A 24,729-nucleotide genomic window follows, 5' to 3' on the forward strand; every position below is an offset into this window, starting at 1 on the left:
GTTTATAATTGGAGTTTATTCAGAAGGATCAAGAAATTGAACGTTTAAAAAAGTTACTGGCGGAAAAATAAGTACGTTTACAGAAAACAAACTTCAAACAGACACCGGCCGCATGCCTCCACGCAACCGGTGTCTGTTATAAATCTAAGGAACTGCTGGGAAATAACCCGCATATCCATTCGCAAAATCCGTGCTACCGCACTCTTGCGTCTGCTAATGCAGCCGCATTTTTCTCATTCATGCCACAATCTTCTTCCCTGACGCCTCCAGATTGGACACGTCGATCGCTGCCTCTACCCCTTCCGGCACTTCCGTCTCCAGCAGGATCTCCTTCCCAGTCTTCTTGACATGAACCTTGATCCGACCATGCGCCGACTGATAGATACAGGTAAATTCATGCATGCTCTCCGGCAGATACGGGCGGATCGTGACTTTGGAAAAGCCCGGCGCCTCCGGGATGATCCCCGCAATTCCATTGTAATACCATTCGATGATATGCCCCATCATATCATGGCAGTGGCTTCTCGGATTGCTCTCCCAATATTCTCCCAATGTAGTCTCTCCGTCCAGGATAAACGCATAATAGCTGGGATGTGTTTCCCGCAGGATGAACCGGCTGACCAGCTCGTTCATTCCGTAGATCCTCGCACACTGGATGATATACGGCAGACCCACTTCTCCGGCGATAAACGCGCCTTCTCTTTCTAACGTATAGCGCAGTGCCTGGACCACATCCGCTTTCCGGTCTTCCGGCACCATATTCCAGAAGAGCGGCAGCGCCTGCGCCGCCTGGGTCAGCAAAATTTCCTCCGGGCGGGCAGCTGCCGCTGTATCATGCCCATCTGATCCATCTGGATCCGCGGGATGTGCCGCGCCTTTCCGGTCCTCTGTTCCCCCCGATCCATCACCCCCGCCGAGACACTCATTGCGGGTCGTGTCCCCGGCATCGCACTGGTAGCACCAGAGCCCTTTCTCCGGATGCCGCGTCATCAGCTTTTCATTATAATTCGCCCTGATCTCCTCCGCTTTTTCCAGCAGCCTCTTCCGATCCTCCGCCTTTCCAAGCACCTGGGCAAATTCCGCAAGACATACCGCGTCCGCATAGAGAAACGCAGTCTCGATATTTTCACGGGCCAGTTCATTTTTCGGATTTCCCCAATCCCCAAGACCATGGTTGATAAATCCATCCGCATTCACCTTTGTCAGCAAATGCCGGAAGTAACGCATTCCGGCTTCGTAATTGTCCTCGATAATCTGCCGGTCCCCATAAAACTGGTAGTGCCAGTAAGTTCCCAGGATACAGGTACTTCCCCAGGGAATGATATCGTAGAAACTCCCCATCCCCGGTACCGGGATCACATTCGGGATGTAGCAGGGGCATTGGGACGGCATCAGCCCATCTCCCGGATATATTTTTTCTCCCGCATAATCAAAGAAATAGTCTTCTTTCGTGTGCTGTGCGTACCGCATGTCCCGGAGGAATTTTTCCCACAGCTTTTTCCCGTCCTTCATATAGAAAATGGAACCTGCCATCAGGTGGTTCGGCTCCTGCCAGGCAAAACGCTCAATGGTGGGGCAGTCGGTGTGAACGCCTACCATATTTGCCTCCACGGTCTTTTCGATCATGTCATAAATCTGGTTGTAGCGCTCGTCATCACAGGTAAATGTGCCGGAGCGTTTATGGGCGCTGGTGATCGCATGGGCGGTGAGGTTCCGGATCTGAATCGTACCGCAGGTTTCCGCGGCATGATCCCGGCAGTCCAATTGCTTCGGCATGCTCCCGCTCTCTGCGGAGCCGCCTGCTTCCGCGCCATGATCCCGGCAGTCCAATTGCTTCGGCATGCTCCCGCTCTCTGCGGAGCCGCCTTCTTCCGCGCCATGATCCCGGCAGTCCAGTTGCTTCGGCATGCTCCCGCTCTCTGTGGAACCACATGCTTCCATGCCCACGAACCGCCCCGCGAAATAGGTAAAGGTCATGCGGAATTTTTCCCACACATCATCCTGGCCGATGATGCAGGTGATACAGGAATCCACCGTGATCCAGTTCTTCGCCACCTGATCCACATCTCCGTTTTCATCCAGCTTTTCGGCAGGATAGATCCGGATTTCATCCCCGGCCTTTCCCCTGGCTTCCAGTTCCAGAATGCCGGACATATTCTGCCCGAAATCGAAAATATCCCGATGGGGCCTTACCCGATGCAGCAGCTTCCCTTCATAGGATTTTATGACCTTCACCGGCGGCATAGTCTGCTCCAGGATGTCCGCCCGGGGGATCTCCTCCTCCGGCACATACTCTGCCTGCTGCCATGCGCTGTCGTCAAATCCGGTCTCACACCAGCCAGCCTGACGGAGCCCCCCGTCTATCGTCTCCGAGCCGTAGACATTGCTCATGATTACCGGATGCTCCTTCACCTTGAAGCTGTTGTCTGCCGCAATCAGATCCCGGGTGCCGTCCTCATATTCCAGATCCAGCTCCATTGCCAGGATCAGGCAGCTTGCGCCGGGCCGGTAAGGATTCGGATTGGGCGGCATAAATCCCGGAAATGTAAATGTATAATGCTCGTCGCACTTGATAAACCAGCCGTTTCCCACCTCCGCGCCGATCACATTTTTTCCGGGACGCAGCATGTCTGTCACGTCAAAGGTGACATAATAGATCAGCTTTCGGTAATCTGTCCACGCAGGATCCAGCTCGTGGTCGCCTGCCTTTTTCCCGTTGATGTAAAATTGGAACTGTCCAAGTCCGCAGACCTTTGCTTCGGCTCTCTTTACCGCTTTGTCAAGCGTAAGCTCCTTTCTTGCGTAAAATGGTTTCGCGGTTCCATTTGTAATCCATTGTTCAAACATTTTTGCGTTCCTCCCAGTACAGTTTTGTGCATTATACACCTTCGGAGAGCGCCTGAACAGTTTCTAATGTGACATCCGAGAGGTTCAAAGCTGACATAGTTACAGGCCACTGGTAAACCCGTGACCTGTAACTACATTTCCAATAAGTTATTTTATACTCACGGCCGATAAAGTCTGCCGTAAGTATCGCGCCAGCCGCAGCCGTGAAGCGGCAGATCAATCCGGCGCGCAATATGATCTAATTTTTCATATCTATAACCGATTTAGGAAGTTCGGCTTGATTCGCTTTATATGCCGCATGAGCCTTAGCCCGCTTTACCTTCAAAGCTTCCGGCGTTGTCTCCGCTTCCGCGACAGTCATCCTGCGCTCTTGTAAACCCCTTCTGTCCTTTTGCACGGATTCATGAAGCGAAGCATCCTTTCCGTTGTCCTCCGGAATCCCTTCCGGCGCATGGTCCACATTGGCTTCCTTCCCGCCATTGTCCGCCGCGCGGTCTGTATTGGCTTCCTTCTCGTCATTGTCCGCTTTTTCCGTGCTTTCCACAGAATCTTCTATTCCAAGTTCCGCCTCTTTTGCTTCCTTGAGCGCCTTTTCCGCCTCTGCCTTCTCTGCTTCGGTCGGAAGCTGGGCGTATCTGCCGCTCTTTACAAATTCCCCCATCGTCTCTTCCAAAGCTCTGGTCTTCATCAGTTCCTGCCACATAATCCCAAGCTTCGCGCCTTCCGGTATGGCCGGATTATTCTTCACATTGTTCACTGTGCTTAAAGAAGCTGCCGTATGGTTCATTTTCACACGCTGGACGTCTTCCTTTGTCCTGCATCTCTTAAGCTCCTCCTCATAGCTTTTCTGCTCTTCTTCTATCGCTCTTGCTTTCTGATATGTCTGGGGATCATTCTTCTGCAGATAATCCATTTCCTCCCGCGTCAGCTTCTTACCGACTGCCAGCTTCGTCCTGATCTGCGCAGAAAGCTTGGATGATCCGTCTGCCTGCGCCTCCCGGATCTCTTCCGCCTGGCGCGCAGTTGGATCGCTTAATTTTGTACTTCCGTCAGCAGTGAAGTCATTGTTCGCTTTCTTCTGCTTCCACTTCATCTGCATTTCCATATTTTTTGTATACATACCTATTGACTGCATCACAGAAAAATCCAAAACAAACACCTCCTCTATACATTTATACCATCATAATTCCTGCATTTTCTTACAGCATGCCGTGACAGAATCGAAAAGTTCTTTGTCACCATTTTTTGACAAATTCTGGAGAACCTGCATCCACTCTTCGCACGGATCATGTATCGTATATTTTTCATCATATTCCTGAAATGTCTTTACATCTTCCTTCTCCGATATATAAGCTGACGAAATCCATCGCTTTCCGGCAAGATGAGCAAACCTCCGAATTTCTTTTGAACAATAACAGTATACCATTATTTTGTAGAATATGTAAACTACATAACATTGAAAGCGAAAAAAAAATCATATTATGATCTTGTACATATATCAGCCGCAAAGATGGATGCAGCCGAAGCGGGATATAGACCGGCCCGCGCTGCTTGTTGAACTGAAGTGGGATAAGACAGCAGACGGCACTCCCCGGCAGATCAAAGACAAAAAATATGCTTCATGGGTTGAAGGCTACACAGGGGAAATCCTTTTGGTGGGGATAAATTATGATAAAGAAAAGAAACTCCATGAACGCGTGATTGAAACCTTTACAAAAGTGAATTAAAAGCGCGGAGGCTGTCGGAAAATTGCGGGCAAACAGCATTTTCCGACAACTCCCTCTGCACTACACCCCGATCGTATCCACCACCGTCATCTTCCGGATCTGCCCTGCCGGCCCCGCGACCGCCGCGCAGACCGAGCCGATCATAATCATCACGATGACCAGCATTTCCCATACCGGGAGACTCCACGCTTCTCCCCAGCGGGAGGTCACAAGCGCCATAAACAGCATCCGATTCAGCGGCAGCCCGGCGGCGCATCCCAACAATACTCCAAAAGCCGTATAGGTCAGGGCCTCGCCAGCAACCATCCGGATCACCTGCCGGACGCTCATCCCAATCGCGCGCATGGCGCCGTATTCTCTCAGCCGCGCGGACACACCCATGGAGATACAGTTGATGATATTGAAAAAGGAGATCAAGGCGATCACGCCGAGGAATCCATAGAGGAATACAGACATGGAATAGCTGGCCCCCTTGACCTCCTGATTGCCGATCCTTTTGTCAGAATACACGAAGCCGCCTCCGCACGCCTGCTCACATGCCCGCCGGATTTCCTGCACCTGTGCGTCGTCCGCGTTCTGTTCCAGCTGAATGTCTATCACGGCATAACCCGATTCCCCGGTCAGCTTCTGAAAAAATTCCTCCGAACAGATGACCATGCCGGCCGAAACTTCCGTATCCCCGGATTTTCCGTAAGAAAACGGAACGTCTCCCAGCACGCCCACCACAGGAAGCTCCCGCTCCTTTCCGCCGGCAGACACCAGGATACTGCTTCCGAGCCGCAGCGTATATTCCTCCCGGAACACGGCCAGCACGCCTTTTCCGTTCATTGCGTCCTCCAAGCTGCCCTCCATCATGGATTTTTCTGCCCATTGAAACTGCTGATCTTCATAGGAAATAACATCCAGCGTCCTCCCGTCTGCCGGCACGGTAAGCTCCGCGTAGCTTCTCCCGAATGCCCGCTTCACTCCAGGATAGTTTACAAGCTCCTCGTCCAGTCCTGATGGGATCTGGTTCGAGTAATCCTCTTTACTAATATAAATATCCGGCGCCGACGGACGCAGCGGCGTGATCGCATGGTGCATAAAATCGATAGCCGTACTGAACGAAAGGAACAAAATGATACTGAACGCAAAGGAGCCTGTCACCAGCAGAAAATTTTTCCGGCTGCCGGAGGCATGATGGATTCCCAACGCCGTATCCACCTTGAAAAAACGGGTATTCGCCGCATGCTTTGCCGCCTGCACGGTGCCTGCGTTTCCGGAAACGGCGGTCAGCGGGGACACCTTTGCCGCACGCTTCGCCGGAGCCCTGGCCGCCAGCAAGACGGTGAGGAGGCCCACGAGGATCCCGGCAGCCATACTGGGAAAGCTGATTCCGAACACCGGAAGTCCTTCAAAATAGCCGGGGCTTAAAAAGCGCAGCATCCCGCACAGTACCCAGACTACCAGGATGCCTGCGATCACACCTGCCGGAATTGCAGTCCTGCACCAGCTCAGCGCTTCCCTTCTCACAAATCGGGTCACCTGTCTGCCGGTAGCCCCCAGGCAGCGCATCATCCCGAAAAACTCTGTCCGCCGGGCAATGTTGCTGTTCATGCTTGCGGCGATCATCAGAATCCCGGCGATCATTACAAGCACGGCCAGAACCGCTGCCACAAAATAAAACTGCATCATATAAGAATCCCGGCTCTGGAACATCAGCGCAAGAACCTTCACATTCTGCCGCGCCTCCTCCGGCTTCAGGCCGAACTGCGCGCTGATATCGCCGATTGCTTTCTGGATATTGCAGTAGGGACGAAACTGTACATAATAAACCTCTTCCCGGGCCGCCCCGGTTTCTTCCGAGCGGAGCGCCGAAAATCCTTCCATGTTCAGGAACATGCCGAACGCGTCATGCTCCGCCATCAATGCCATTTCTTTGACGATCCCGGTAATCCGGTACTGCACGGTGTCTCCCTGGGGGATAGTCATTTCTACGGTATCTCCCACCTGCACCCCAAAGCGGGTCTTTGCGCTCTCATTGAGCACGGCCTCACCGGCATTCCCCGGAAGCGTCCCTTCCAGGATCTCCACATCCGGAAACATTTCCATCATCTCCGGGTCAAACCCGCAGACCGCGGTTTCCACCCCCAGGATCTGATAGCCGTCCTCTAAACGGTAATTCAGCACCCCGTACCGCACACTGCTTTTTACCTCCGGACGCGCTTTCAGCAATGTCCCATGCTCTTCATCCAGCACGAAGGCCGCATGCCAGTTTCCATAAGATTTGACTGCCTGGATCATCTGGGAGCGCATTTCCATGTCCGCCATTCCGAAGATCACAGTAACGAGGAATACGGCCAGCACGATGCACAGTCTGGTCATCCGGTTCTGCTTCCGGTGCTGCCTTGCCGAGATTTTGATCAAGTCCAGATAATGCTTCACTCTGACGCACCTCCCAGCTCCGAAAGTTCCCCGTCCGCGACACGAAATACCCGGTCCGCCGACGCAGTCAGGTTCCTGTTGTGGGTGATCATCAGGACCGTCTGCTGGTAATGGCGGGACGCCCTGCACAGAAGGTCCATCACATCCTGGCTGCTCTGAGAATCCAAGTTTCCGGTGGGCTCGTCCGCCAGGACCAGGGCGGGCCGCGTGATCAGCGCCCGTCCGATGGCCACCCTCTGCTGCTGTCCCCCGGAAAGCTGCCCCGGCAGGTGCTTCCTCCGATTTTCCAGCCCCAGCACCTGCAGGATCTCATCCACCCGGCCCTGGTCCGGCTTTTTGTAATCCAGCAGCAGCGGGAAAATAATGTTCTGCTCCACGTTCAGCTCCGGGATCAGGTGAAAGGACTGAAAGATAAAGCCGATGTTTTGCCTGCGGAAGATGGTGCGTTCATTTTCTCCCATGGCAAACAGGTCCTGCCCGTTTAAAAATACCTTTCCGGCGCTGGCCTCATCCAGACCGCCGATGCAGTTCAGAAGCGTTGATTTTCCGGAGCCGGATACCCCTACTACCATGCCGAATTCTCCTCTCTGCATGGAGAAGGATACGTGCTTCAAGGCATCCACACGCGCTTCGCCGCTGCCATACGTTTTGCTTAAGTTTTCTACCTTTAAGATTTCCAATTGCGATAACCTGCCTTTCTGAATGATTCAAAAGTAATCCGGTACGGCAAAGCTCTTCGGATGATCAGCCTGTTCTCATAGGGAAACAGGTCACTTCAATGGCTGCTTTTCCGGATTGAGTGAATCATAGCATCCCAACCTTACAATCCGGTGAATGGGAGCTTACAGATCTGTAAGATATGTCTGGATGATACAGCATGCACTTTTTTCATCTATATCAAAAGGCTTTTTGGGTGTAAAGTCATGGATAAAAAAATGTAGTCTGAAATACGCTCCCCTCCCCCGGTCTGCTCTCCACGGACAGGCTTCCGCCCTGCCCTTCCACGATCGCCTTCGCCAGAGGAAGCCCCAGCCCTACGCCCTGTCTGCCGACGGATGACCTGCTGCGGTAAAACTGCTTGAAAATATGATGAATGTCCTCCTGCGCGATGCCGCTCCCATTATCCTCCACAGTCAACCGGAACACCGCCGGAGAGCATTTCCACGAGATTCGGATCATTCCGCCTGCTTCCGTGTGGTCCAGCGCGTTTTTCACAAGATTTCCTACCGCTTCCTTTGTCCATTCCAGATCACAGGACAGCATTTCCTCCGGATCTCCCCGGACCGCAATCTCCTTTCCCTCCTGTTTTGCCCTCTCCAGCAGATCGTCCACGGCCCGGGAGACCAGCTCCGATACAAAACACGGCCGCTTTTCAAACACAATATTTCCCGTGTCCAGGCGCGCCATTTTCAAAAGAGATTGGATGAGCTGCTCCATCCGCTCCAGGGACTGCATGGATTTCCTGGAAAAATTTTTTACCGCGTCTTCATTTTTGGGCTCCTCGGATATGATCTCCATATACATATTCAATGCGGCCAGAGGTGTTTTCAGCTGATGGGAAATGTTGGAGATCATATCCTTTAAGAAGCTTTTTGCTCTGTGCTCCATCTCGCTCTTCGCCTGCAGCGACAGGGCAAGCTGCTCAATACTGCCGAAAAGCTGATAGATCGTTCCGGTCTCCCCTGATGGTAAATGCTCCCCGAACCAACCGTCCGCATACCCGGCGATCACCTTTTCCGCATTATCATAAAAATGCTCCCGCCCCCGCAGGAAATGTGCCGTGCCCGCCAGGAGAACTGCCGCAAATAAGATTCCTGCCGAGAGCAGCAGCAAGCTCAGGGGAATGGAAGTCTCTTCGGCGAGGAGCAGCAGGTAAGCCGGCGTATCCTCCGTGTGGCCGATCGTCCGCAGCAATTTTTCTCCTGCTTCCGTCACCTCCGTATGATTCCAGGCCGAGGCGATCAGCGCGGGCTCAATCTCCCGCTCCAAAAGATACGATGCCGCCGCAAGCTCACGGTTTACGAGGATCCGCCGGATAGCTCCGGCCTGAAAGATACCGCAGATACCGAGAAAGCAGATCTGCAGCGCACAGATGCATATCAGAAAAATATAAAACCTCCGCGTCTGTTTTTCATACATGAATTTCAAAACATTTCCTCCTTCGATCATGCAAACTGCCCCGCTTTCCACCTATAAAGCGCCGCTATTCCTTCCACTGATATCCGAATCCCCGGACCGTTTTCAGATGATGGGGCCGGGAAGGATTTTCTTCCAGCTTTTCCCTGAGACGGCGCACATAAACAGACAGTGTATTGTCATCCACAAAATTACCTGCGCCGTCCCACAGCTTGTCCAGGATCGTTCCCCGGGTGAGCACTCTTCCGCTGTTTTTCAAGAACAGGCAGAGCAGCCGGTATTCCGCCCCGGTAAATTCTACAGGCTCCCCGCGAAGGAATACCCTGCCTTCCGCAAGATTCACCGTCACTTCTCCGGACTGCAGGATTCCCTCTCCGGCACCCTGCATGCTGCTGCGGCGCAGAAGCGCCCGGATGCGGGAACACAGCTCCCCAAGCTTGAACGGCTTTGTAATATAATCGTCTCCTCCGCAGTCCAGACCGCGGATGACGCTGGTTTCCTCATCGGACGCGGTCAGAAAGATAATGGGGACCGGATTGCCCGATTCCCGCAGCTTTTCGCACAAGGTAAATCCATTTCCGTCCGGCAGGGTCACATCAAAAAGAAGCAGGTCGAAATCTGCATTTTCTGTAAGTAATCTTTCGGCCTCCCGGATTGTCCCGGCGACCCGGAGGTCAAATCCATTTTTTTGTAAAGAATAAGTCAGGCCGTCAATCAAGCTGATATCATCTTCGAGGAGTAATAATTTCTGCAAATAAAGCGCCTCCTTTTTCGTGTACTTACCGGCAGACATCCCTGAGCCGCAGGTCAACAGTAAATCCGCGCTCTGTAGATCACACATGTCTGCGGTTGTTCTGAAGCATAGCCGCAAAGGGACGTATACCGCTTTACGGCTGCCGTGAATATAGATGATTCGACCGTCAAAAGTCCATTTTCATTGCTGAGATTATTTTTGAAGTTTCGTGCCACAATATATGGAGGCGATTTGGCGCATCGTTAACATATATTGTGGCGACTGATGGCAACGGCGCCTATACAAATTTAGACAAGCAAGATATACTTATTATTTTGAGGCAGTTCCTTAGCCGGCAAAAGAAATGAGACCTTTTGACGGGCGAATCATAGATATATTATACACGATTTTGGGAAAATAGTGGCTTACAAAAATGTAAGACGGAGAGACTTTACTCTCAAATTTCATTTTGCTATAATAAAATTATCTGATAAACATTATTTTCGAAAAAGGCGGTGATCAAAATATGACCGGGAAAGAAATAGTTAATTTATTCCGGCAGCTCAGAAAGGATGGTATGAGCGATACAAAAATTCTCGACCTGATAGAATTCATTGAAACCCATGATCCAAAAGAACAAGCAGACGAAGAATAAAAAGTTTAGGAGTTGCAGAAGAGGGGACTGTTATGTCCGAGAGTTTTTCATCTCTTGTGTAACAGCCCCCATTGCAGTTCATTCTGTTTTCGCTATGCTCTTGTTACAAATATGCTTTCAGATTGTCCAACACTACTTGATAGCCATTGGCATACATGTGTATTCCTTCTATTGTATACTCTTTTTTCAATTTTCCCTGTCCATCTGTCAATCTCTTATTTACTCATATTCTTCGATCGTCCACTCATCCCGCCATTCGATCCGGATCTGGTCCCCGTCGAATTTCAGCGGGAGCCATACATAATCGGACACCGACGAATTGATCTTCATATCCTCCGCGTCCTCTGCCGTGAATACAAATTCCACCTTTGGGTCAAAGATCCGCCTGAATTTTTCCTGGATCCTGTCGGAATACGCTCCTGTTTCATATCCTTCCATCCGGCAGATCTCCGGCTTCCAGCGGTCCGCCAGCGCGATATACAGGTCCTTCTTTCCCGGATGGCGGAACACGGATGTGATCTGGGAATTGAAGGAGGTCTTTGAGCTGTCATTTACATGGGGATCGCCCAAAATCTCATAAGGACCGTTCCAATCTGCCGCCATTGCGGCCTCCGACGGGTTAGAGTAGTATCCGGTTGTACCTGAGGTAATGAGATAATGCAGGCCGTTGCGGGTAAAATGTGCGGGTGCTTCCCGTGCCTGGGGCGGCGCCGTGTGCGGGAAATGTTCCGTATAGGTTCCCGCCGCGTCCGTATAGTCTTCATTGAGTTCTGCCACATAAATGCAGGTATGCGGTTTCTGGCTGATCAGATATCCCTTTTCCGTGTCCGGATCCACCTGCAGGTCGAAGTCCCCGACCTCCAGTCCGCAGGGATTTACTTTCGGGTTCACCATTTCATACGGCCCCAGGATCGAATCTGCCGTCAGCACCGCGAAGCACGGCGGTTCCCCCATGATCTTCAGCCATGCCGCATATTTTTTTGTCCTTTCATTATAAATGATGTGGGGACGATCCATCATGGCCGAAGGATGCAACGGGGACGACTCATCCCTGGTATCCGGCGGGATGATGATCCCCTCGCTTTTCCAGTTATACAGATCCTTTGAGGAATAGCAGCGCACGCCCCAGTGCCAGATGCTGTCCTTTCCGGTTGTCTTTTCCTTATTTTCTCCATACCAGTAAAATGTGTCCCCTACCGTTATGATACTGCCCCCGTGTGCCTGGATCCGGTTTCCGTCGGTGTCAAGCCAGACCCGGCCGGGTGTGATCGAATGATACGTCATAATTCTACCTCCCTATATAATCGGCTGCGCACATTTTATTTCAATTTAAATTCCATATGGAGCCCTTCACTGCTGTTCGAACCAATATAGAGGTCAAATGTCCCCGGCTCCACCACATAATTACAGCTTCGGTCGTAATAGCCAAGCTCTGCTGCCGGCAGTGAAAATTCACATTCCTTCTGTTCCCCCGGCTGCAGCGCGATCTTCATAAACCGTTTCAATTCCTTTACCGGACGCACGCAGCCCGCTACTTTATCATGGATATACAACTGTACGATTTCTTCCCCAAAACAGTCCCCGGTATTCTTTACTTTTACTCTGCAGTTCAGTTCACTATCCAAGCGGATTTCTGGTGTGAGTACCTCCAACTCCGAATATTGGAAGGTCGTATAGCTCAGCCCATATCCAAACGGATACAGCGGCTCTATCGGCACATCAATTCCGGCAAGCTTCAGCAGGAATTCTTCCTGCGCGCCTGACAGATGAAGATCTGCCCGGGATGCGGCCTCACCGCTCATAAAAGCTGTTTCCCCGGCAACTGCCACGATAAAATCCGCATTTTCCGCCTTCTCAAGAGCCTCTGCAAATCCTTCCCTGCTGTCATGAACCCCAAAGCCTTTTACATAAGAAATCTCCGTTCCTTCCGGAGCGTTTTTTTGCAGCCCTTCCACAATTGTGACCGTTTTTCCGCTATCCCCGGTAAATGCCCAGGGGCCGGTCAGCGCTTCTTTATCATCGGCCAGTTCCCCAATGACCAAAATCCGCTTCTTCTCCCTGACAGGCAGGACATCCTCGTTTTTCAGCAGTACGATCGTCTGCCTTGCCACCTCTCTCGCAATCGCTCTGTGTTCCTCTGACAAAACAATTTTCCTGATTTTCTCTGGATCATAGACATACTCTTTGTCAAACAGCCCATATTCCAGCTTTTTCTCCAAAACCCGTCTCGCTGCCGTATGGATGACTTCTTCCTCTAACTGCCCGTCTTCCACAAGCTTTTTGAGATAGTTCCGATAATCATAAGAAGTCATGTCCACATCATTTCCTGCCAGCAGAGACATTTTCGCCGCCTCAGCCTCATCCCCCGAAATACAGTGGGACACACATTGTTTCACCGCTTCCGCGTCGCTTACTACAAACCCTTGAAATCCCATCTCATCCCGGAGCAGGTCTGTCAAAAGTTCTTTGTCACACACACAGGGGATGCCGTTTAAATCGTGGAACGCTGACATAACACAATCCACTCCTGCGTCAACCGCGGCCCGGAACGGCGGAAGGTATGTCTCATACAATTGCCGCGTCGAAATGCTGACTGTATTGTAATCCTGTCCTCCGCTTGCCGCCCCGTAAGCCGCAAAATGCTTTGCTGTACAGATCATAGGTCCATCCCCGTCATCCGCATGATATTCTTCCACCATTTCTTTCGCGATAACAGATGCCAGATACGGGTCTTCCCCGGGGCTTTCTACGATCCTCCCCCAACGGCCGTCCCTTGCTACATCCAGCATAGGTCCTAATACCCAGTTTACCCCTGAGACAATCGCTTCCTTTTTGGCAGTCTTTACCAATTTCCTGTGAAGCTTTGGATTCCATGCAGATGCCATTGCCAGCGGCGTCGGGAAGATTGTCCTGTACCCTCGGATCACATCCACTCCGACCAGCAGCGGGATCTGAAGCCTGCTCTTTTTGGATGCCGCAATGACCTGAGCCAACTTCGCGTCGTCATATAAATTTACAAAACAACCGATTTCTCCTGCTTCCAGTTCGTCCAAACGCAGATTTTCTTCACACATTGCCAGGCGCTCCTGCAATTTCTGTTCGGATATTTTTCCTTCCATCATTTCCGTTACCCAGGAATCAATATCCGCCTCCACCCCCGGCAGCGTACAGACGGTCGCCGGGCTGGCCTGATTGATCTGCCCGATCTTTTCCTCCAGAGTCATTTGTTCCATCAACGCGTCCACGCATTGTTCTATTTCTTTGTGAGTCATACTGTACCTCCTGCTGGTCTTTCTATTCCTTTAATCTTTCTATTCCTTTGCCGCCTGTTCTCTTCTTCTTGTCAATTCCGCCACAACTTCCGGTTCTTCCTTATCATAATGGTAAATAAGCTTGTAAGCCAGTATGATCACAATATAAATAACTGCCGGAAGAATTGCGAATACTGCGGTAATCCCAAACCTTGTAGAAGAGGTCTGCACGGCATTTGCCACATGTCCTGTCAGCGCAAGTGTCCATCCCGTAATCGCGGACGCGAGTCCCGCGCTGATTTTTCCCGCAAATGTTCCGATGGAAGATGCCGTTCCTTCAATTCGTATTCCGGTCTTGTAATCGCCATAGTCGATCGCGTCCGCGGTAATGATATTGATCGGAATGGAAACCGGACCTGTCATCAGTCCGCCAAAAACGGTTCCCGCGATCAACAAAGGTACATTTGCGGTCATTCCTGCTACAACCCGCATCGCGAAGGAGATCAACTGTCCGCCGCATCCGAAATACACACTTTTCTTTTTTCCGAGATATTTTAAACAGGGGCCCGCAAAAAACAGGACGCTAACCACCATCGGAATCAGGCCTACCATACTCAGTGAGGTCATCAGCATTTCATCTTCCATTACATATTTGTAAAAATACGTCTGTGAACCGGAATTGATATTCAGCGCAAGCTGCATCAGGGTCGTGATCGCCAAACCAAAGATACAATATTTATTTGAAAAGAATAGTTTTACGCCCTCGATAAAGGATAACCTCTTTGTCCCTTCATTCAAGATTCCGTCTTCATTGTGCTCAACTGCAGCGACATGCTCTCTGGTCAGGAAAAATGCTGACATCAGACCCGCCGCAAGGATAAATCCATATATAGCAAATACAATTCTCCATGCCGTTGTATCTCCACCCATCTTTGCGATAAACGGAAATGTTACGGAACTTGCCAGCATCGTACCGCCCAGCCCGAATAACATCGAATATCTTGCAAGCCCTCCCCTTTCGATTCCGTCCATGGTCATAAGCGCAAGCAGGGATGTCTGCGCCACACCGACCATCGTATAGATAACGGAGCTAAACAGGTTATATGTAAGAAACGCATAGACCAGCTGGCTCATCGGACTTGCGTTCTGCGGCACCATAAAGATCAGCGCGAATGCCAGGCCTGCGGGAACCGACAGCCACAGGATCCAGGGACGCGCCTTTCCCCACTTTGTTTTCGTCTTATCTACAATATTTCCCGCGATCAGATCCGTAATTCCGTCAAACAGCTTTGAGATCATAAACATCGTTCCCACCGCGCCGACCGCCATTCCGATATTATCCGTATAAAACATCGTCAAAAACGCACCAAGCAGCGAATTGGATGCTCCGGATAACGCTGCCAGTCCATATCCAAGTTTTTCTGTAAACTTTAATTTACCATTCATTTTTCTCTCTTCCTTTCTTCTGCATTTTCACTGTTTACGATTTCTGACGTCAGTATACCAATAAATCCACTCAAAGCGTAGTGCCATAGGTGACACAGGACGGCGTGTTTCGCGACATACCGCCGTGTCGTGATTGACAACCTTCTATGTCGTATTTTATACTTGCTTTATCATTACACAATACTGTACCAGGCTTTTATACAGACTGAAAGTCTTTCTAAAAGAGCTATTGTAAACATACCCGTGAAAGGAGAACAGACATGATTTTTCGAGATGCGTTTCCTCAACAGAATCAGCTGAACAGCCTGGAGCATACCTTTAAGCTGCTTCACACACAGTTTCCGGAACGCAACCTGCAGCTTCCTCATTCCAGTGAATATCTGAGCGACATTTTGAAGCTGGCCGCGCAGCGGTCCGGACGTTCATTTCCGAATCAGCTTCTGGAAAGCCGGCTGGAAGAAAATTCTTTTTTTCGGAGCGGATTCGATACGGAGCTGTACCGCCATCTGCGCTATCTTCCCGCCTGTCTGCATTCCCATTCCTTCCTGGAGGTTGTCTGCGTCGTTGAAGGAAATTGTATGAATTACATTCAAGAACAGGAATTGCACATGCACAAGGGAGACATCTGCATCATTGCTCCGGAAACGACACATGCCATCAGCGCGTTTTCTGATGACTGCGTCATCATCAATATTGTTTTGAGAACCAGTACCTTTGAAAAGGTATTTTTCGGGGTTTTGTCGGAAAATGACGTGCTGTCAGATTTTTTTACGCGCACTCTTTATCATTCGAAAACGCATCCTTATCTTTTCTTCCGTACAGGAGAAGATCAGGAGCTGTTCGACTATGTGCTTTATGCATACAGGGAATTTTTAAGAAACCGTCAGTATAAAGAACGGTTTTTGAACAATATTGTAGGAGCTTTTTTCATTATTCTTCTCCGCAATCATGGTTCCAATGTGATCGTACCAGAGGCTGATTCCCATGGACACGATGAAAATGTTGTCTTCATTTTGAAATACTTACAGGAGAATTATACGTCCGTTACCTTGAAGGAGCTGGCAGAATTTTTCAATTACAGTGAACGGCAGATTCAACGAATTATCAAGAACTGTACCGGGATGAGTTTCAGCCAGAATATCCAGAAGCTGAAAATGCGGCAGGCCGCGCGGCTGCTGATCAATCCGGACATGCCGATTTCGGCTATCGCGGAGGAACTGGGATATATTGATTCGGGAAATTTCCGGCATATCTTTAAGAAATATTATGGGATGACTCCGGCGGAATACCGGGAGCAGAATTAATGCAATGCTGTACTAATACAGCATTGCGCGTCATATGATACTGCACGGCAGATTGATCTGGCGTACAGTATCAATCCGCTCCCTCTTGTTTCCGTCAGATTCCGACATTCCCACTGTTTACGCCTGCTTCCGCATTCTCTTCCAACGGAAGCCAGTCAATAAATTTTTTGATATACCGATTCCAGAAGTCCCACTCATGTCCGCCCGGTCCTTCTTCGCAGGTCACCTCCGCGCCGGATGCCCTCAAAAAATTCCAGAGCTTTCGGTTTGCTTCCAGCAGGGAATCTTCCGTACCGCATGCCAGATACATTTTCGGCAGTTCCGCATGTTCGTCTGTCAGTTTTTTTACAAGCCATTCCGGATTTTTATCGCTTTCCTTCACTTCTGCCAGATCTCCGAAAATGCTTTCCGCAAAGTCCCTCCTTCCTTTCTTATCTGGATAAGCCTGAAACTTGTTATGAAGATGTTTTGTTTTTTGCCGTCTCCTTTTTTAAATCAGTATAACATCCGGCATGGGAAAAAAACAGTGGAAAATATGACATAACACAGCGTAAAACCGGAGTTACAGGTCACACCTTGACCAGGCGTGCCCTGTAACTCAGGCCGTCATTTTAAATTGCCTGCGGCAATGGACGGCCTGAATCCCAGCTTTTATGCGCATCCTCCTGACCAATCAGCGTAGTGATTGGTCAGGGTGTGACATGTAACAAACCGGACATTAATCGTGAACTGTAACCAGTAACATACTTGCGCGGAAGGCAAAAAACGGATATACTGATAGATATTGGTAACGGTTCAAAACGACAAGCGATATTTGAAGTAACCGTGTAGCTTTATAAGTTATGATGGAGGTGTGATCATGAAGAAACCATTGCCGATCGGTGTTGATAATTTTGAAAAAATAATACAGAATGGTTATTACTACGTGGATAAGACCATGCTCATTAAGGAACTGATGGATTTAAAGGGAGAAGTCAATCTGTTTACCCGTCCAAGACGTTTTGGCAAAACCTTAAATCTCAGTATGCTCAGATACTTTTATGAGGATACGGGAGACGTGAAGAAAAATGAGGCGAACCAATCCCTTTTCCAGGGCTTAAAGATTATGGAGCAGGGCGGAGAATATACGGAACATATGGGAAAGTATCCTGTCATCAACCTGACGCTGAAATCAGCGAAGCAGCCAACCTTTGAATCAGCTTACGGCAAGATAAAAAAAGCAATCGCGGACGAATTTCAAAGGCACCAGTATATATTAGCAGCTGATAAAATCGGTGAAGAGGATAAGGAACTGTTCCGGAAAATTGCAGATCGAAAAGCGGAATATGATGATTATTCCGGAGCACTGGAATTTTTAAGCAAATGCCTTCATCAGGCAACGGGTAAAAATACGGTGATTTTGATCGATGAATATGATGTGCCGTTGGAAAATGCGTATTTTCGGGGATTTTATGAGGAAATGGTGGATTTCATCCGCTCTTTATTTGAGTCTGCGCTGAAGACGAATGATTTTCTGCAATTTGCAGTCATTACCGGGTGTCTGAGGATTTCGAAGGAAAGTATATTTACCGGGCTGAATCATCTGAGGATGATATCTGTGCTTGACCGGAGATATAGTGAACATTTTGGTTTTACAGAACCGGAAACACGGCAGATGATGACATACTATGGAGTCGAGAGCCGCTTTCCGATCCTGAAAGAATGGTATGATGGATATTCATTTGGCAATACGGAGGTTTATAATCCGTGGAGTGTAATCAACTTTATGTATGATTTGTATGCGGATGTCAACGCTTTCCCGCATCCCTACTGGGTCAATACCAGTTCCAATGATATCATTAAGGACATGATCGCCAGGGCTGACCGGGAGATGAAAAGACAGATTGAAACTCTTTTAAAAGGAGGAACCTTAGATATACAGGTTCATGAAGAGGTCACCTACGGGGATATGCACGGTAATGGGGAAAATTTGTGGAATTTCCTTTATTTTACTGGATATCTGACGAAAGAAAGCGAGTACTTTAAGGAGTCTTCTGTCTTTTTGCGGGTGCGGATTCCCAATATAGAAGTAAAGACTATTTATCAGAATACGATTATGAACTGGCTGAAAGCTATGATACAAAAAGAAGATTTTCATGATCTCTACCGTGCGATGGAAGATGGAAACGCCCAGAGGATGACAGATATATTAAACGGACAGCTTTTGCGTACGATCAGCTTCTACGATAGTGCCGAGAACTTTTATCACGGATTTCTTACCGGAATCCTTAGCCAAAGCGAAAATTACCTGGTGAAGTCCAACCGCGAATCAGGCAACGGACGTTCTGATATCATGGTGAGGAGTCCTTCCTTGCGGGGCAGGTCCTTTATTCTGGAAGTCAAGGTATCGAATGAGATTGATGATTTGGAAATGGATGCCCAGAAGGCTCTTGATCAGATCTATGATAAAAAATATATGGAGGAGCTGCGCGCGGAAGGTTATAAAAAAATTGATTGTTATGGAATCTCTTTTTTCCGGAAGGATTGCGAGGTCCGGTTTGGAAAGGCGCAAAACGAAACACCATAAATACAAAAAGATGCCGGTTATATACCGGTTATGATTCTCATTTCACCCAAATGAGAGAGGAAGCCTCTTCCCCGAACAGGCAGGAGGCTTCTTTCTCTTATTTTCAAAGTGTATTATACGATGATCAGACGTCTCTTATTTACGTGATGCCCGAACTCCGGCATAAATACAAATGGTTCTTCATCCGGGTCCAGATGGTCCTGGATGATCGGAGGCATATAGGAGGAAGTAAAGCAAAAGCCATATGTGATATCATGGAAGCCCTGCGCCAGCCCTCCTTCTTTCTTCACCTTCAGCACTGCCGGCTCGGTGACTGCCCAGTGTGTCTGAAAATCTGTTTTCATTTCTTCCAGAGTGTAGTCTTCACCCTTAATATTCCAGACGATCTCCTCTTTTTCAAATTTTTCCCCGTCAATATACAGTGTTCCCGGCCGAAGCTGGCTCAGGAAGATCCCGCGGTAATAGGGGAGCCGGACCTTAAACTGAAATCCTGTGATTTTTCCGTTCTCTTTTATATTTCTAAATCCAACTGACTGAATAACTTCTTTTTCCATGCCGTTCCCCTCCTCAATCTCCGATCTCATTTTTCAGCATGATGTGCTGTTTTCTCAAAGTCTGTCCTACCTCATACCCGAAATCATATTTATCCGCGCCTTCGTATTCACTCAGCAGATATCCGTCCCAGTCATGCTCCTTCAATATCCGGATGATCTCTTTATAAGGTATCGTTGTCTCCTCAAAGTCATCGCTCATATTAATAAATTTTGCGTGACAGCAGTAAATATACGGCAGAAGCGGTATGATATCCTCCGGAGCATTCGGCGTGTAAAGCGGATCCCTGAACTCGTTTTCTCCAAATTTGAGCCTGAAAACACTGAAATCAATATTCAGGCCAAAATGCTTTGTTCCCGTTTCTTTGATAAAATCTACGAAATCTGTTACCATCTGGCCTTTCAGATTGGTCGGCGTATGGATCTCCGGGCACATCTTAATATCCAGCTCTTCTGCCAGCGGAAGCGCCATTTTGATGATCTCTCTCCAGTTTTTTACCGGGGCAAGCTCATTGGAGATCACAGGCATCTTCGTCCGCATCACCTTGAATCCCAGCCTGTGGGCAAGCCGTATATCTCTTGCCAGCATCTCATAGGATTCCTCGGTCGTAAGGTCCCTGTCGCCCAATACATGGGAGTCGATCCAGTTTCCGTATTCTACCGGGACGATCTCATACTTATCACACAGGCGGAGCCATTTGTCCACCCATTCGTCGGTGGGATAGGGATAGTTTTCAATATGCGTATTCGCCAGGATCTCGATCCCGTGCGCCCCCATATCGTGTACATCTTCAAAACAATCTTCCAGTGTCTTTGATAAACCAAATTCCGCTGAATAGCTGTAAAAAGCAACTCCGCGCTTTGGTCCTTTGCGGTCATACTGGGGTCGCAGCCGTCGTTGTCGATAATGATTCCCCGATAGGTAAATGGTCCCAGCGGAGACTTGCCTGTGGAATAGCCGAGGGACGTAGGTTTCCCCCGCTCCATGTCGGCGTATACATAATAATAGGTGTCTCCGATCTTTCTCATGGAGGATCCTTCATGGAAAAAATGCGTTTCCTCCGTGACCAGATCATCCCGAATCCCTTCCGGGTTAAACGACACCATATCCGGATTCAGTCTCACGCCGTGGGAAAAGAGCTGCCCCCAGTAATAGTAAGCCTGTCCGTCATCGTCGATGAATACGGCCGGATCGATCCCGCCGCAGGGAAGCTGTACCGGATCGGCAAAGGGCCCTTCCGGGCGGTCGGAAACAGCCACTCCCTCGCTATCATCGGGCATACAGAAATAGAGATAATATTTTCCGTCACGTTCCAGGCAGTCCGGCGCAAATAATAACGCAGGCTTATCTTTTTCGCCTTCCTGTTCAAATTTTTCCTTCATGTCATCGCCGTTTTCCCGCGCTGCCTCGAGCATTTTCCGGATAAACGGCGTAGGTCTGGACCAATCGATCCTGGGGTACTTGGGCGCGTCCGGATCGTTGTACCAAGGAACCTGCTGCCCGGTAAACGAGATATCATGGATCGTCCAGTGTTCCATGTCCGGCGTGGATACGACGTGGTATTTTTCACTGCAGAATACATCCTCCCGGTCGTCGAAGCTTCCGTAGATATAGAGCGTCCCGTCGGGCATCACATGCGCCTCGCTGTCCGGTACGTGATATTCTAATGGGAGTACGGGGTTTCTCTTGTTCTGGAAATGTTTCATTTTTTGCGGCCTCCTTTTTTTGAAGCACCTGTTCTATGGAATGACAGAAGAAAGGCGAGAAGCCATATGTCCAGCAGTATCGGCTTATGGTTCTGGTTCTAAAACGGCCTCGGCAAAAACAGCAGGTGCTTATTTGCTGATAGATTATAGAATCAGTATAGCATTCAGAATAGGAACGCCATAGTGCGAAATATGACATGATGCAATGCAAAATCGGACATGAATGGCCAAGAAATAAATTGCTCTTCTTTTATCTGGTCAAGCTCATAGTCTCCCTTAAGAATCCTTCAGCGTGAAAAAGACTGCCTCTTTCGCAAAGCAGCCTTTTTCACGATTTCTATCTTGAATTCTGATCCTTCCATCACAGCTTCAGATCTACAAACCCGATCTCCAACCCTTCGTCGGTAAATACAGTTTCTCCTCTCAGGTTCAGATACAGCTTGTCAAGCTCGTCTTCATTAACTAACCAGGCAAAGCGGATCGTGACGCTTTCTCCCGGCTTGATCTCCGGAATATAATTTTTCGGTCCGCTTCCGCCTCCGGAAACATCCGCATAGCACATAATATTCCGCACGCCGGTATTTTCATTTTCTACGTAATCGCAGGTTTCATTCGCACGGTCGAATACCTGACAGGTATTGCCGTTCTTTACGATTGGAATCAGGTCCGCGAAGTACCACGCGTCATGATATGTCTGGCTGCTGGTGTTCTTGTACTCCACCTCGGCGTAAACAAGCTTCACCCGCCTCCTGTCTGGCTGATATAAACGGGAATATTGAAAAAAAAAGAAGCTTATTGAATGGACGGACCGGATGCTCTAAAGCGTATCCAGCCCCGCCGTCCGGATAAATTCGAGAAATTGATCGCAGTTTCTCTTTTCCTGCTCCGTGCCGCCCATGACAGTATTCCGGCATATCCTTTCCGTGGCTTCATACTCATCTATAAACTTATCCTTAAGCGACTCCCTGCTGAAATCACAGTCTTTACAATCACAATCTTCCAGATAAAACTTTTGAAACAACTCATTTTCAACCGAATCAATGCTGATACAATGATTGACCGTATATTTCAAGATAAACTTACAATATTTTTCAAAATTCTTATGATATACTCCTTCTTCCAGAAAAAGTTGATTCAGCAATGAGGATTTTCTATAGTCCCCTTTATTCAAACACAAATCCACATCTTCACGGCTCCGGAAGAGTTTACGTTCCTTGAATGCCTTGATAAATCGATATTCTGCACAAACATTTGGAATAATGATATATCGCCTTTGAAATTCAGGATGCAGTTTACCTATCATCTTCAAATGGTTGTATATTGTTACAATATCACTGTTCTCAGGAACCATATCCAAAACTGCAATTATAAAAACCTCCGGATTATCGTATAACAGCCGTTCCATTTCTGGTGCTAATTTCCCATTTCCGCCTGAAAATCTTATGGATGCATTTTCTTCTTCATAAGCAGATGTATATAGCTTACTCAGCACATCCTTCTGATAATCTTCAAAGTATATTACACATTCCATACGGTGATCCTGTCGCTTTCCATATTGATATAGCATTCCTGGGAATCTTCCAGCGCCGCGCAGTCCGTCTTACAATCGACCATAAAAATCACATCCGGCCAGTGATCAAATTGCGGAGCGAACTGCTCTTTCAATAAATCATATCGATCGATAAAAACGAGCCATATATCTTCCTGAACGGAAAATGGCACATGATTTAAAAAGTCATTGTAGGTATAACCATATACCGGGAATCCCGCAATCCCGTACTCCTTACACAGATTCAGCAATTTCGTCTTTCCATTTGCAGATATATTTCCGCACGTATAGATTCCAGGCTCAAGCATGATCCTGATCGGGATTCTCACATCATCAATTGAAAACATTTATACTTCCTCCAAATATCGTGACAGCAACCGCATGGATGTAAATTGCTTTCCATATACAGAAACGTCCACCAGATCATCCTCTGCGTAATCACTGATCCTGCATTCTGGCCTTGAAATAAGAATGCTGCCGTTTTTACAATTTGAAATAATGCAGTCCCTTGCGTTCATTCCACATTCTATTAAGTCTATGATTTCTTTTTCACCGCATCGTACGGTTTCCAGGGCGGCCTTACAGCCTGTACTCAAAAAGCCGGAATCCAGCTTAAATCCCAAATCGGTCGATAAACGCGTTGCGGCCTGCGACAGCTGCCTTTTCAATCTGTGAAAGGATTCTTTCATCTTCTTCATGCTCTCCCAGTATGACTTTGGACAGCCGGGCACGATCAGGTCGATGGAGCCGTGGCCGCTGGTGGCAGGCTCTATCTTTCCTTTCAGTCTTTCCAGGAACAGATCATAGTAATCATATGTTTTTTCCTCCGGGACTGTGGGCGCGAATTTCAGGATCTGATCCTGTACCTTTTTGAAATCGTCCACCCAGGCCAGACGGTGGTAATAAATCTTTGTAAGCTCAAAAAACTCCTGGCTCACCTTTTCCCAGAACGATAAGTTCGTATGGTTTCAGAGCTTCCGGGAATCCGCCCTGCGGAACGGCCATCATCCGATCACACGGGTGCTTTTATTTACCGAGTGTACGGTCAGCGAAAAGCAGGCCCGATCCATGGGATTTCCTGCCGGAGCGGAGGTTTATTATATTCAGCGTCTGCATTATCTGGACGAGCTGCCGCTGATCCTGAGCCATAATTATTTTCTAAAGGAAGCGGTTCCCGGACTTACAAAGGAAATCGCGGAAAATTCCATTTATCAGTATCTGGAACAGACACTGCACATGACGATCGTAAACAGCAAACGGATCATGACGGTGGAAAAGCTGACGGAGATCGACGAAAAATATCTGAAAATCGATGCCGGGAATTATAATTGCATGGCAGTGGTCAGCAGCCAGACTTACAACAGCGACGGGGTAATGTTTGAATATACCCAGTCCAGGCACCGGCCGGATTATTTTCGGTTTTATGACAATGCGGTGAGAAAGCCTGTCTGAAAGCAGCTCTGACGCTTAAAAAATTTTGAATAAAATCTTGCATTATTTGGGGCTATTGCAACGTTTCAATAAAATGCCAGGAAACTTTTTCTTCGCACATAGGATAAAACATCCATTCGTCTAAATAAAAGCAGGAACGATGAAACACCTGGCCCCGTTTGATATGATGTCAGCATAAAAAGCAGTAGTCTGGCAAGGGAGGTTGGGAACGATATCTTGTGATTCTTTATGTAAATATTGATTGATAGCTCAGACTTTACGTTCCTTTGCAAAAGTAACTTTGAACAAAATCGCTGCGCGATGGCTGTTGTACTGTTATAGCTTCATGTCGCAGCGATTTATTTTTTGCAAGTAAGAGCGCCTTAAAACAAATGCTCCTAC

22 protein-coding genes are annotated in these 24,729 nt (G+C 48.6%); 5 read left to right on the forward strand and 17 right to left on the reverse strand.

What is annotated here, in order from left to right; translation table 11 throughout:
* Positions 1-237: 237 nt before the first annotated feature.
* Positions 238-2,847, reverse strand: coding sequence for a family 78 glycoside hydrolase catalytic domain (locus ACTOY7_RS11100; RefSeq protein WP_482671457.1), 2,610 nt, complete (start codon positions 2,845-2,847; stop codon positions 238-240).
* A 238-nt stretch (positions 2,848-3,085) separates the two neighbouring features.
* Positions 3,086-3,967, reverse strand: a complete 882-nt coding sequence (locus ACTOY7_RS11105) for a hypothetical protein (protein WP_482671458.1) — start codon at positions 3,965-3,967, stop codon at positions 3,086-3,088.
* 361 nt (positions 3,968-4,328) lie between these two features.
* On the opposite strand from ACTOY7_RS11105, the gene ACTOY7_RS11110 reads away from it, so the two are divergent.
* Entirely contained in the window at positions 4,329-4,574 is a 246-nt protein-coding gene (locus ACTOY7_RS11110) for a hypothetical protein (RefSeq protein ID WP_482671459.1), read from the forward strand.
* 60 nt (positions 4,575-4,634) lie between these two features.
* Here ACTOY7_RS11110 and ACTOY7_RS11115 read toward each other — a convergent pair whose 3' ends face one another.
* The 4 genes from ACTOY7_RS11115 to ACTOY7_RS11130 all read right to left on the reverse strand — a co-directional run bounded on the left by ACTOY7_RS11115 (position 4,635) and on the right by ACTOY7_RS11130 (position 9,888).
* The gene (locus ACTOY7_RS11115; RefSeq protein WP_482671460.1) at positions 4,635-6,998 is read right to left on the reverse strand and encodes an ABC transporter permease; all 2,364 of its coding nucleotides are present in this window, start codon (positions 6,996-6,998) and stop codon (positions 4,635-4,637) included.
* Positions 6,995-7,678: an ABC transporter ATP-binding protein gene (locus tag ACTOY7_RS11120; RefSeq protein WP_160281781.1), complete on the reverse strand. Its 684-nt coding sequence runs from the start codon at positions 7,676-7,678 to the stop codon at positions 6,995-6,997. The genes ACTOY7_RS11115 and ACTOY7_RS11120 overlap by 4 nt, the downstream gene beginning before the upstream one ends.
* A gap of 241 nt (positions 7,679-7,919) precedes the next feature.
* Complete coding sequence (locus ACTOY7_RS11125; RefSeq protein ID WP_482671465.1) at positions 7,920-9,137, reverse strand: sensor histidine kinase; 1,218 nt, start codon at positions 9,135-9,137, stop codon at positions 7,920-7,922.
* Between the two features lie 64 nt (positions 9,138-9,201).
* The gene (locus ACTOY7_RS11130; RefSeq protein ID WP_482671461.1) at positions 9,202-9,888 is read right to left on the reverse strand and encodes a response regulator transcription factor; all 687 of its coding nucleotides are present in this window, start codon (positions 9,886-9,888) and stop codon (positions 9,202-9,204) included.
* 505 nt (positions 9,889-10,393) lie between these two features.
* On the opposite strand from ACTOY7_RS11130, the gene ACTOY7_RS11135 reads away from it, so the two are divergent.
* Positions 10,394-10,522 carry a hypothetical protein gene (locus ACTOY7_RS11135; protein WP_300885216.1) on the forward strand — a complete coding sequence of 43 codons (129 nt, stop codon included), beginning with the start codon at positions 10,394-10,396 and terminating at the stop codon, positions 10,520-10,522.
* Positions 10,523-10,741: 219 nt separating this feature from the next.
* On the opposite strand, the gene ACTOY7_RS11140 is transcribed toward ACTOY7_RS11135, so the two are convergent.
* The 3 genes from ACTOY7_RS11140 to ACTOY7_RS11150 are packed head-to-tail and all read right to left on the reverse strand — an operon-like array spanning position 10,742 to position 15,219.
* Complete coding sequence (locus ACTOY7_RS11140; protein WP_482671462.1) at positions 10,742-11,806, reverse strand: family 43 glycosylhydrolase; 1,065 nt, start codon at positions 11,804-11,806, stop codon at positions 10,742-10,744.
* A gap of 35 nt (positions 11,807-11,841) precedes the next feature.
* Positions 11,842-13,794, reverse strand: a complete 1,953-nt coding sequence (locus ACTOY7_RS11145) for a glycoside hydrolase family 3 N-terminal domain-containing protein (RefSeq protein ID WP_482671463.1) — start codon at positions 13,792-13,794, stop codon at positions 11,842-11,844.
* A 39-nt stretch (positions 13,795-13,833) separates the two neighbouring features.
* A complete protein-coding gene (locus ACTOY7_RS11150; RefSeq protein ID WP_482671464.1) occupies positions 13,834-15,219 on the reverse strand; it encodes an MFS transporter in 1,386 nt (461 codons plus the stop codon).
* A gap of 260 nt (positions 15,220-15,479) precedes the next feature.
* Between ACTOY7_RS11150 and ACTOY7_RS11155 the strand changes: the two genes are divergently transcribed.
* Positions 15,480-16,523 (forward strand): helix-turn-helix transcriptional regulator, encoded by a 1,044-nt coding sequence (locus tag ACTOY7_RS11155; protein ID WP_482672175.1) that lies wholly within the window; start codon positions 15,480-15,482, stop codon positions 16,521-16,523.
* A gap of 94 nt (positions 16,524-16,617) precedes the next feature.
* Here the strand turns inward: ACTOY7_RS11155 and ACTOY7_RS11160 are convergent, their stop codons facing one another.
* Positions 16,618-16,905 carry an alpha/beta hydrolase gene (locus ACTOY7_RS11160; RefSeq protein ID WP_371299379.1) on the reverse strand — a complete coding sequence of 96 codons (288 nt, stop codon included), beginning with the start codon at positions 16,903-16,905 and terminating at the stop codon, positions 16,618-16,620.
* A 477-nt stretch (positions 16,906-17,382) separates the two neighbouring features.
* Between ACTOY7_RS11160 and ACTOY7_RS11165 the strand changes: the two genes are divergently transcribed.
* On the forward strand, positions 17,383-19,089 hold the full coding sequence (locus ACTOY7_RS11165; RefSeq protein WP_482672176.1) for an AAA family ATPase: 1,707 nt from the start codon (positions 17,383-17,385) through the stop codon (positions 19,087-19,089).
* A 113-nt stretch (positions 19,090-19,202) separates the two neighbouring features.
* Here the strand turns inward: ACTOY7_RS11165 and ACTOY7_RS11170 are convergent, their stop codons facing one another.
* The 7 genes from ACTOY7_RS11170 to ACTOY7_RS11200 all read right to left on the reverse strand — a co-directional run bounded on the left by ACTOY7_RS11170 (position 19,203) and on the right by ACTOY7_RS11200 (position 23,834).
* Complete coding sequence (locus tag ACTOY7_RS11170) at positions 19,203-19,643, reverse strand: C-glycoside deglycosidase beta subunit domain-containing protein (RefSeq protein WP_160284718.1); 441 nt, start codon at positions 19,641-19,643, stop codon at positions 19,203-19,205.
* A 13-nt stretch (positions 19,644-19,656) separates the two neighbouring features.
* The gene (locus tag ACTOY7_RS11175) at positions 19,657-20,403 is read right to left on the reverse strand and encodes a sugar phosphate isomerase/epimerase family protein (protein ID WP_482672179.1); all 747 of its coding nucleotides are present in this window, start codon (positions 20,401-20,403) and stop codon (positions 19,657-19,659) included.
* Positions 20,298-21,347: a family 43 glycosylhydrolase gene (locus tag ACTOY7_RS11180; RefSeq protein WP_482672177.1), complete on the reverse strand. Its 1,050-nt coding sequence runs from the start codon at positions 21,345-21,347 to the stop codon at positions 20,298-20,300. The genes ACTOY7_RS11175 and ACTOY7_RS11180 overlap by 106 nt, the downstream gene beginning before the upstream one ends.
* A gap of 361 nt (positions 21,348-21,708) precedes the next feature.
* Positions 21,709-22,089 (reverse strand): hypothetical protein, encoded by a 381-nt coding sequence (locus tag ACTOY7_RS11185; RefSeq protein WP_160284717.1) that lies wholly within the window; start codon positions 22,087-22,089, stop codon positions 21,709-21,711.
* Between the two features lie 75 nt (positions 22,090-22,164).
* Positions 22,165-22,878, reverse strand: a complete 714-nt coding sequence (locus ACTOY7_RS11190; RefSeq protein WP_482672674.1) for a hypothetical protein — start codon at positions 22,876-22,878, stop codon at positions 22,165-22,167.
* A complete protein-coding gene (locus ACTOY7_RS11195; protein WP_300886112.1) occupies positions 22,866-23,243 on the reverse strand; it encodes a hypothetical protein in 378 nt (125 codons plus the stop codon). Before ACTOY7_RS11195 ends, ACTOY7_RS11190 begins: the two co-directional genes overlap by 13 nt.
* Complete coding sequence (locus ACTOY7_RS11200; RefSeq protein ID WP_482672178.1) at positions 23,244-23,834, reverse strand: HAD family hydrolase; 591 nt, start codon at positions 23,832-23,834, stop codon at positions 23,244-23,246. It lies immediately after the preceding gene.
* Between the two features lie 52 nt (positions 23,835-23,886).
* Here ACTOY7_RS11200 and ACTOY7_RS11205 point away from each other — a divergent pair, with 52 nt between their 5' ends.
* A complete protein-coding gene (locus tag ACTOY7_RS11205; protein WP_482672180.1) occupies positions 23,887-24,348 on the forward strand; it encodes a UTRA domain-containing protein in 462 nt (153 codons plus the stop codon).
* Positions 24,349-24,729 lie beyond the last annotated feature (381 nt).

The organism is Schaedlerella sp., assembly GCF_056796775.1.

Bases quoted from the DNA above. Each gene is read 5' to 3' on its own strand.
- ACTOY7_RS11145 (WP_482671463.1), bottom strand. From the start codon at position 13,794: ATGACTCACAAAGAAATAGAACAATGCGTGGACGCGTTGATGGAACAA.
- ACTOY7_RS11140 (WP_482671462.1), bottom strand. From the start codon at position 11,806: ATGACGTATCATTCGATCACACCCGGCCGGGTCTGGCTTGACACCGAC.
- ACTOY7_RS11110 (WP_482671459.1), top strand. From the start codon at position 4,329: ATGATCTTGTACATATATCAGCCGCAAAGATGGATGCAGCCGAAGCGG.
- ACTOY7_RS11150 (WP_482671464.1), bottom strand. From the start codon at position 15,219: ATGAATGGTAAATTAAAGTTTACAGAAAAACTTGGATATGGACTGGCA.
- ACTOY7_RS11195 (WP_300886112.1), bottom strand. From the start codon at position 23,243: ATGTTTTCAATTGATGATGTGAGAATCCCGATCAGGATCATGCTTGAG.
- ACTOY7_RS11135 (WP_300885216.1), top strand. From the start codon at position 10,394: ATGACCGGGAAAGAAATAGTTAATTTATTCCGGCAGCTCAGAAAGGAT.
- ACTOY7_RS11105 (WP_482671458.1), bottom strand. From the start codon at position 3,967: ATGTATACAAAAAATATGGAAATGCAGATGAAGTGGAAGCAGAAGAAA.
- ACTOY7_RS11190 (WP_482672674.1), bottom strand. From the start codon at position 22,878: ATGGAATGTGTAATATACTTTGAAGATTATCAGAAGGATGTGCTGAGT.
- ACTOY7_RS11155 (WP_482672175.1), top strand. From the start codon at position 15,480: ATGATTTTTCGAGATGCGTTTCCTCAACAGAATCAGCTGAACAGCCTG.
- ACTOY7_RS11165 (WP_482672176.1), top strand. From the start codon at position 17,383: ATGAAGAAACCATTGCCGATCGGTGTTGATAATTTTGAAAAAATAATA.
- ACTOY7_RS11100 (WP_482671457.1), bottom strand. From the start codon at position 2,847: ATGTTTGAACAATGGATTACAAATGGAACCGCGAAACCATTTTACGCA.
- ACTOY7_RS11170 (WP_160284718.1), bottom strand. From the start codon at position 19,643: ATGGAAAAAGAAGTTATTCAGTCAGTTGGATTTAGAAATATAAAAGAG.
- ACTOY7_RS11125 (WP_482671465.1), bottom strand. From the start codon at position 9,137: ATGTATGAAAAACAGACGCGGAGGTTTTATATTTTTCTGATATGCATC.
- ACTOY7_RS11180 (WP_482672177.1), bottom strand. From the start codon at position 21,347: ATGAAACATTTCCAGAACAAGAGAAACCCCGTACTCCCATTAGAATAT.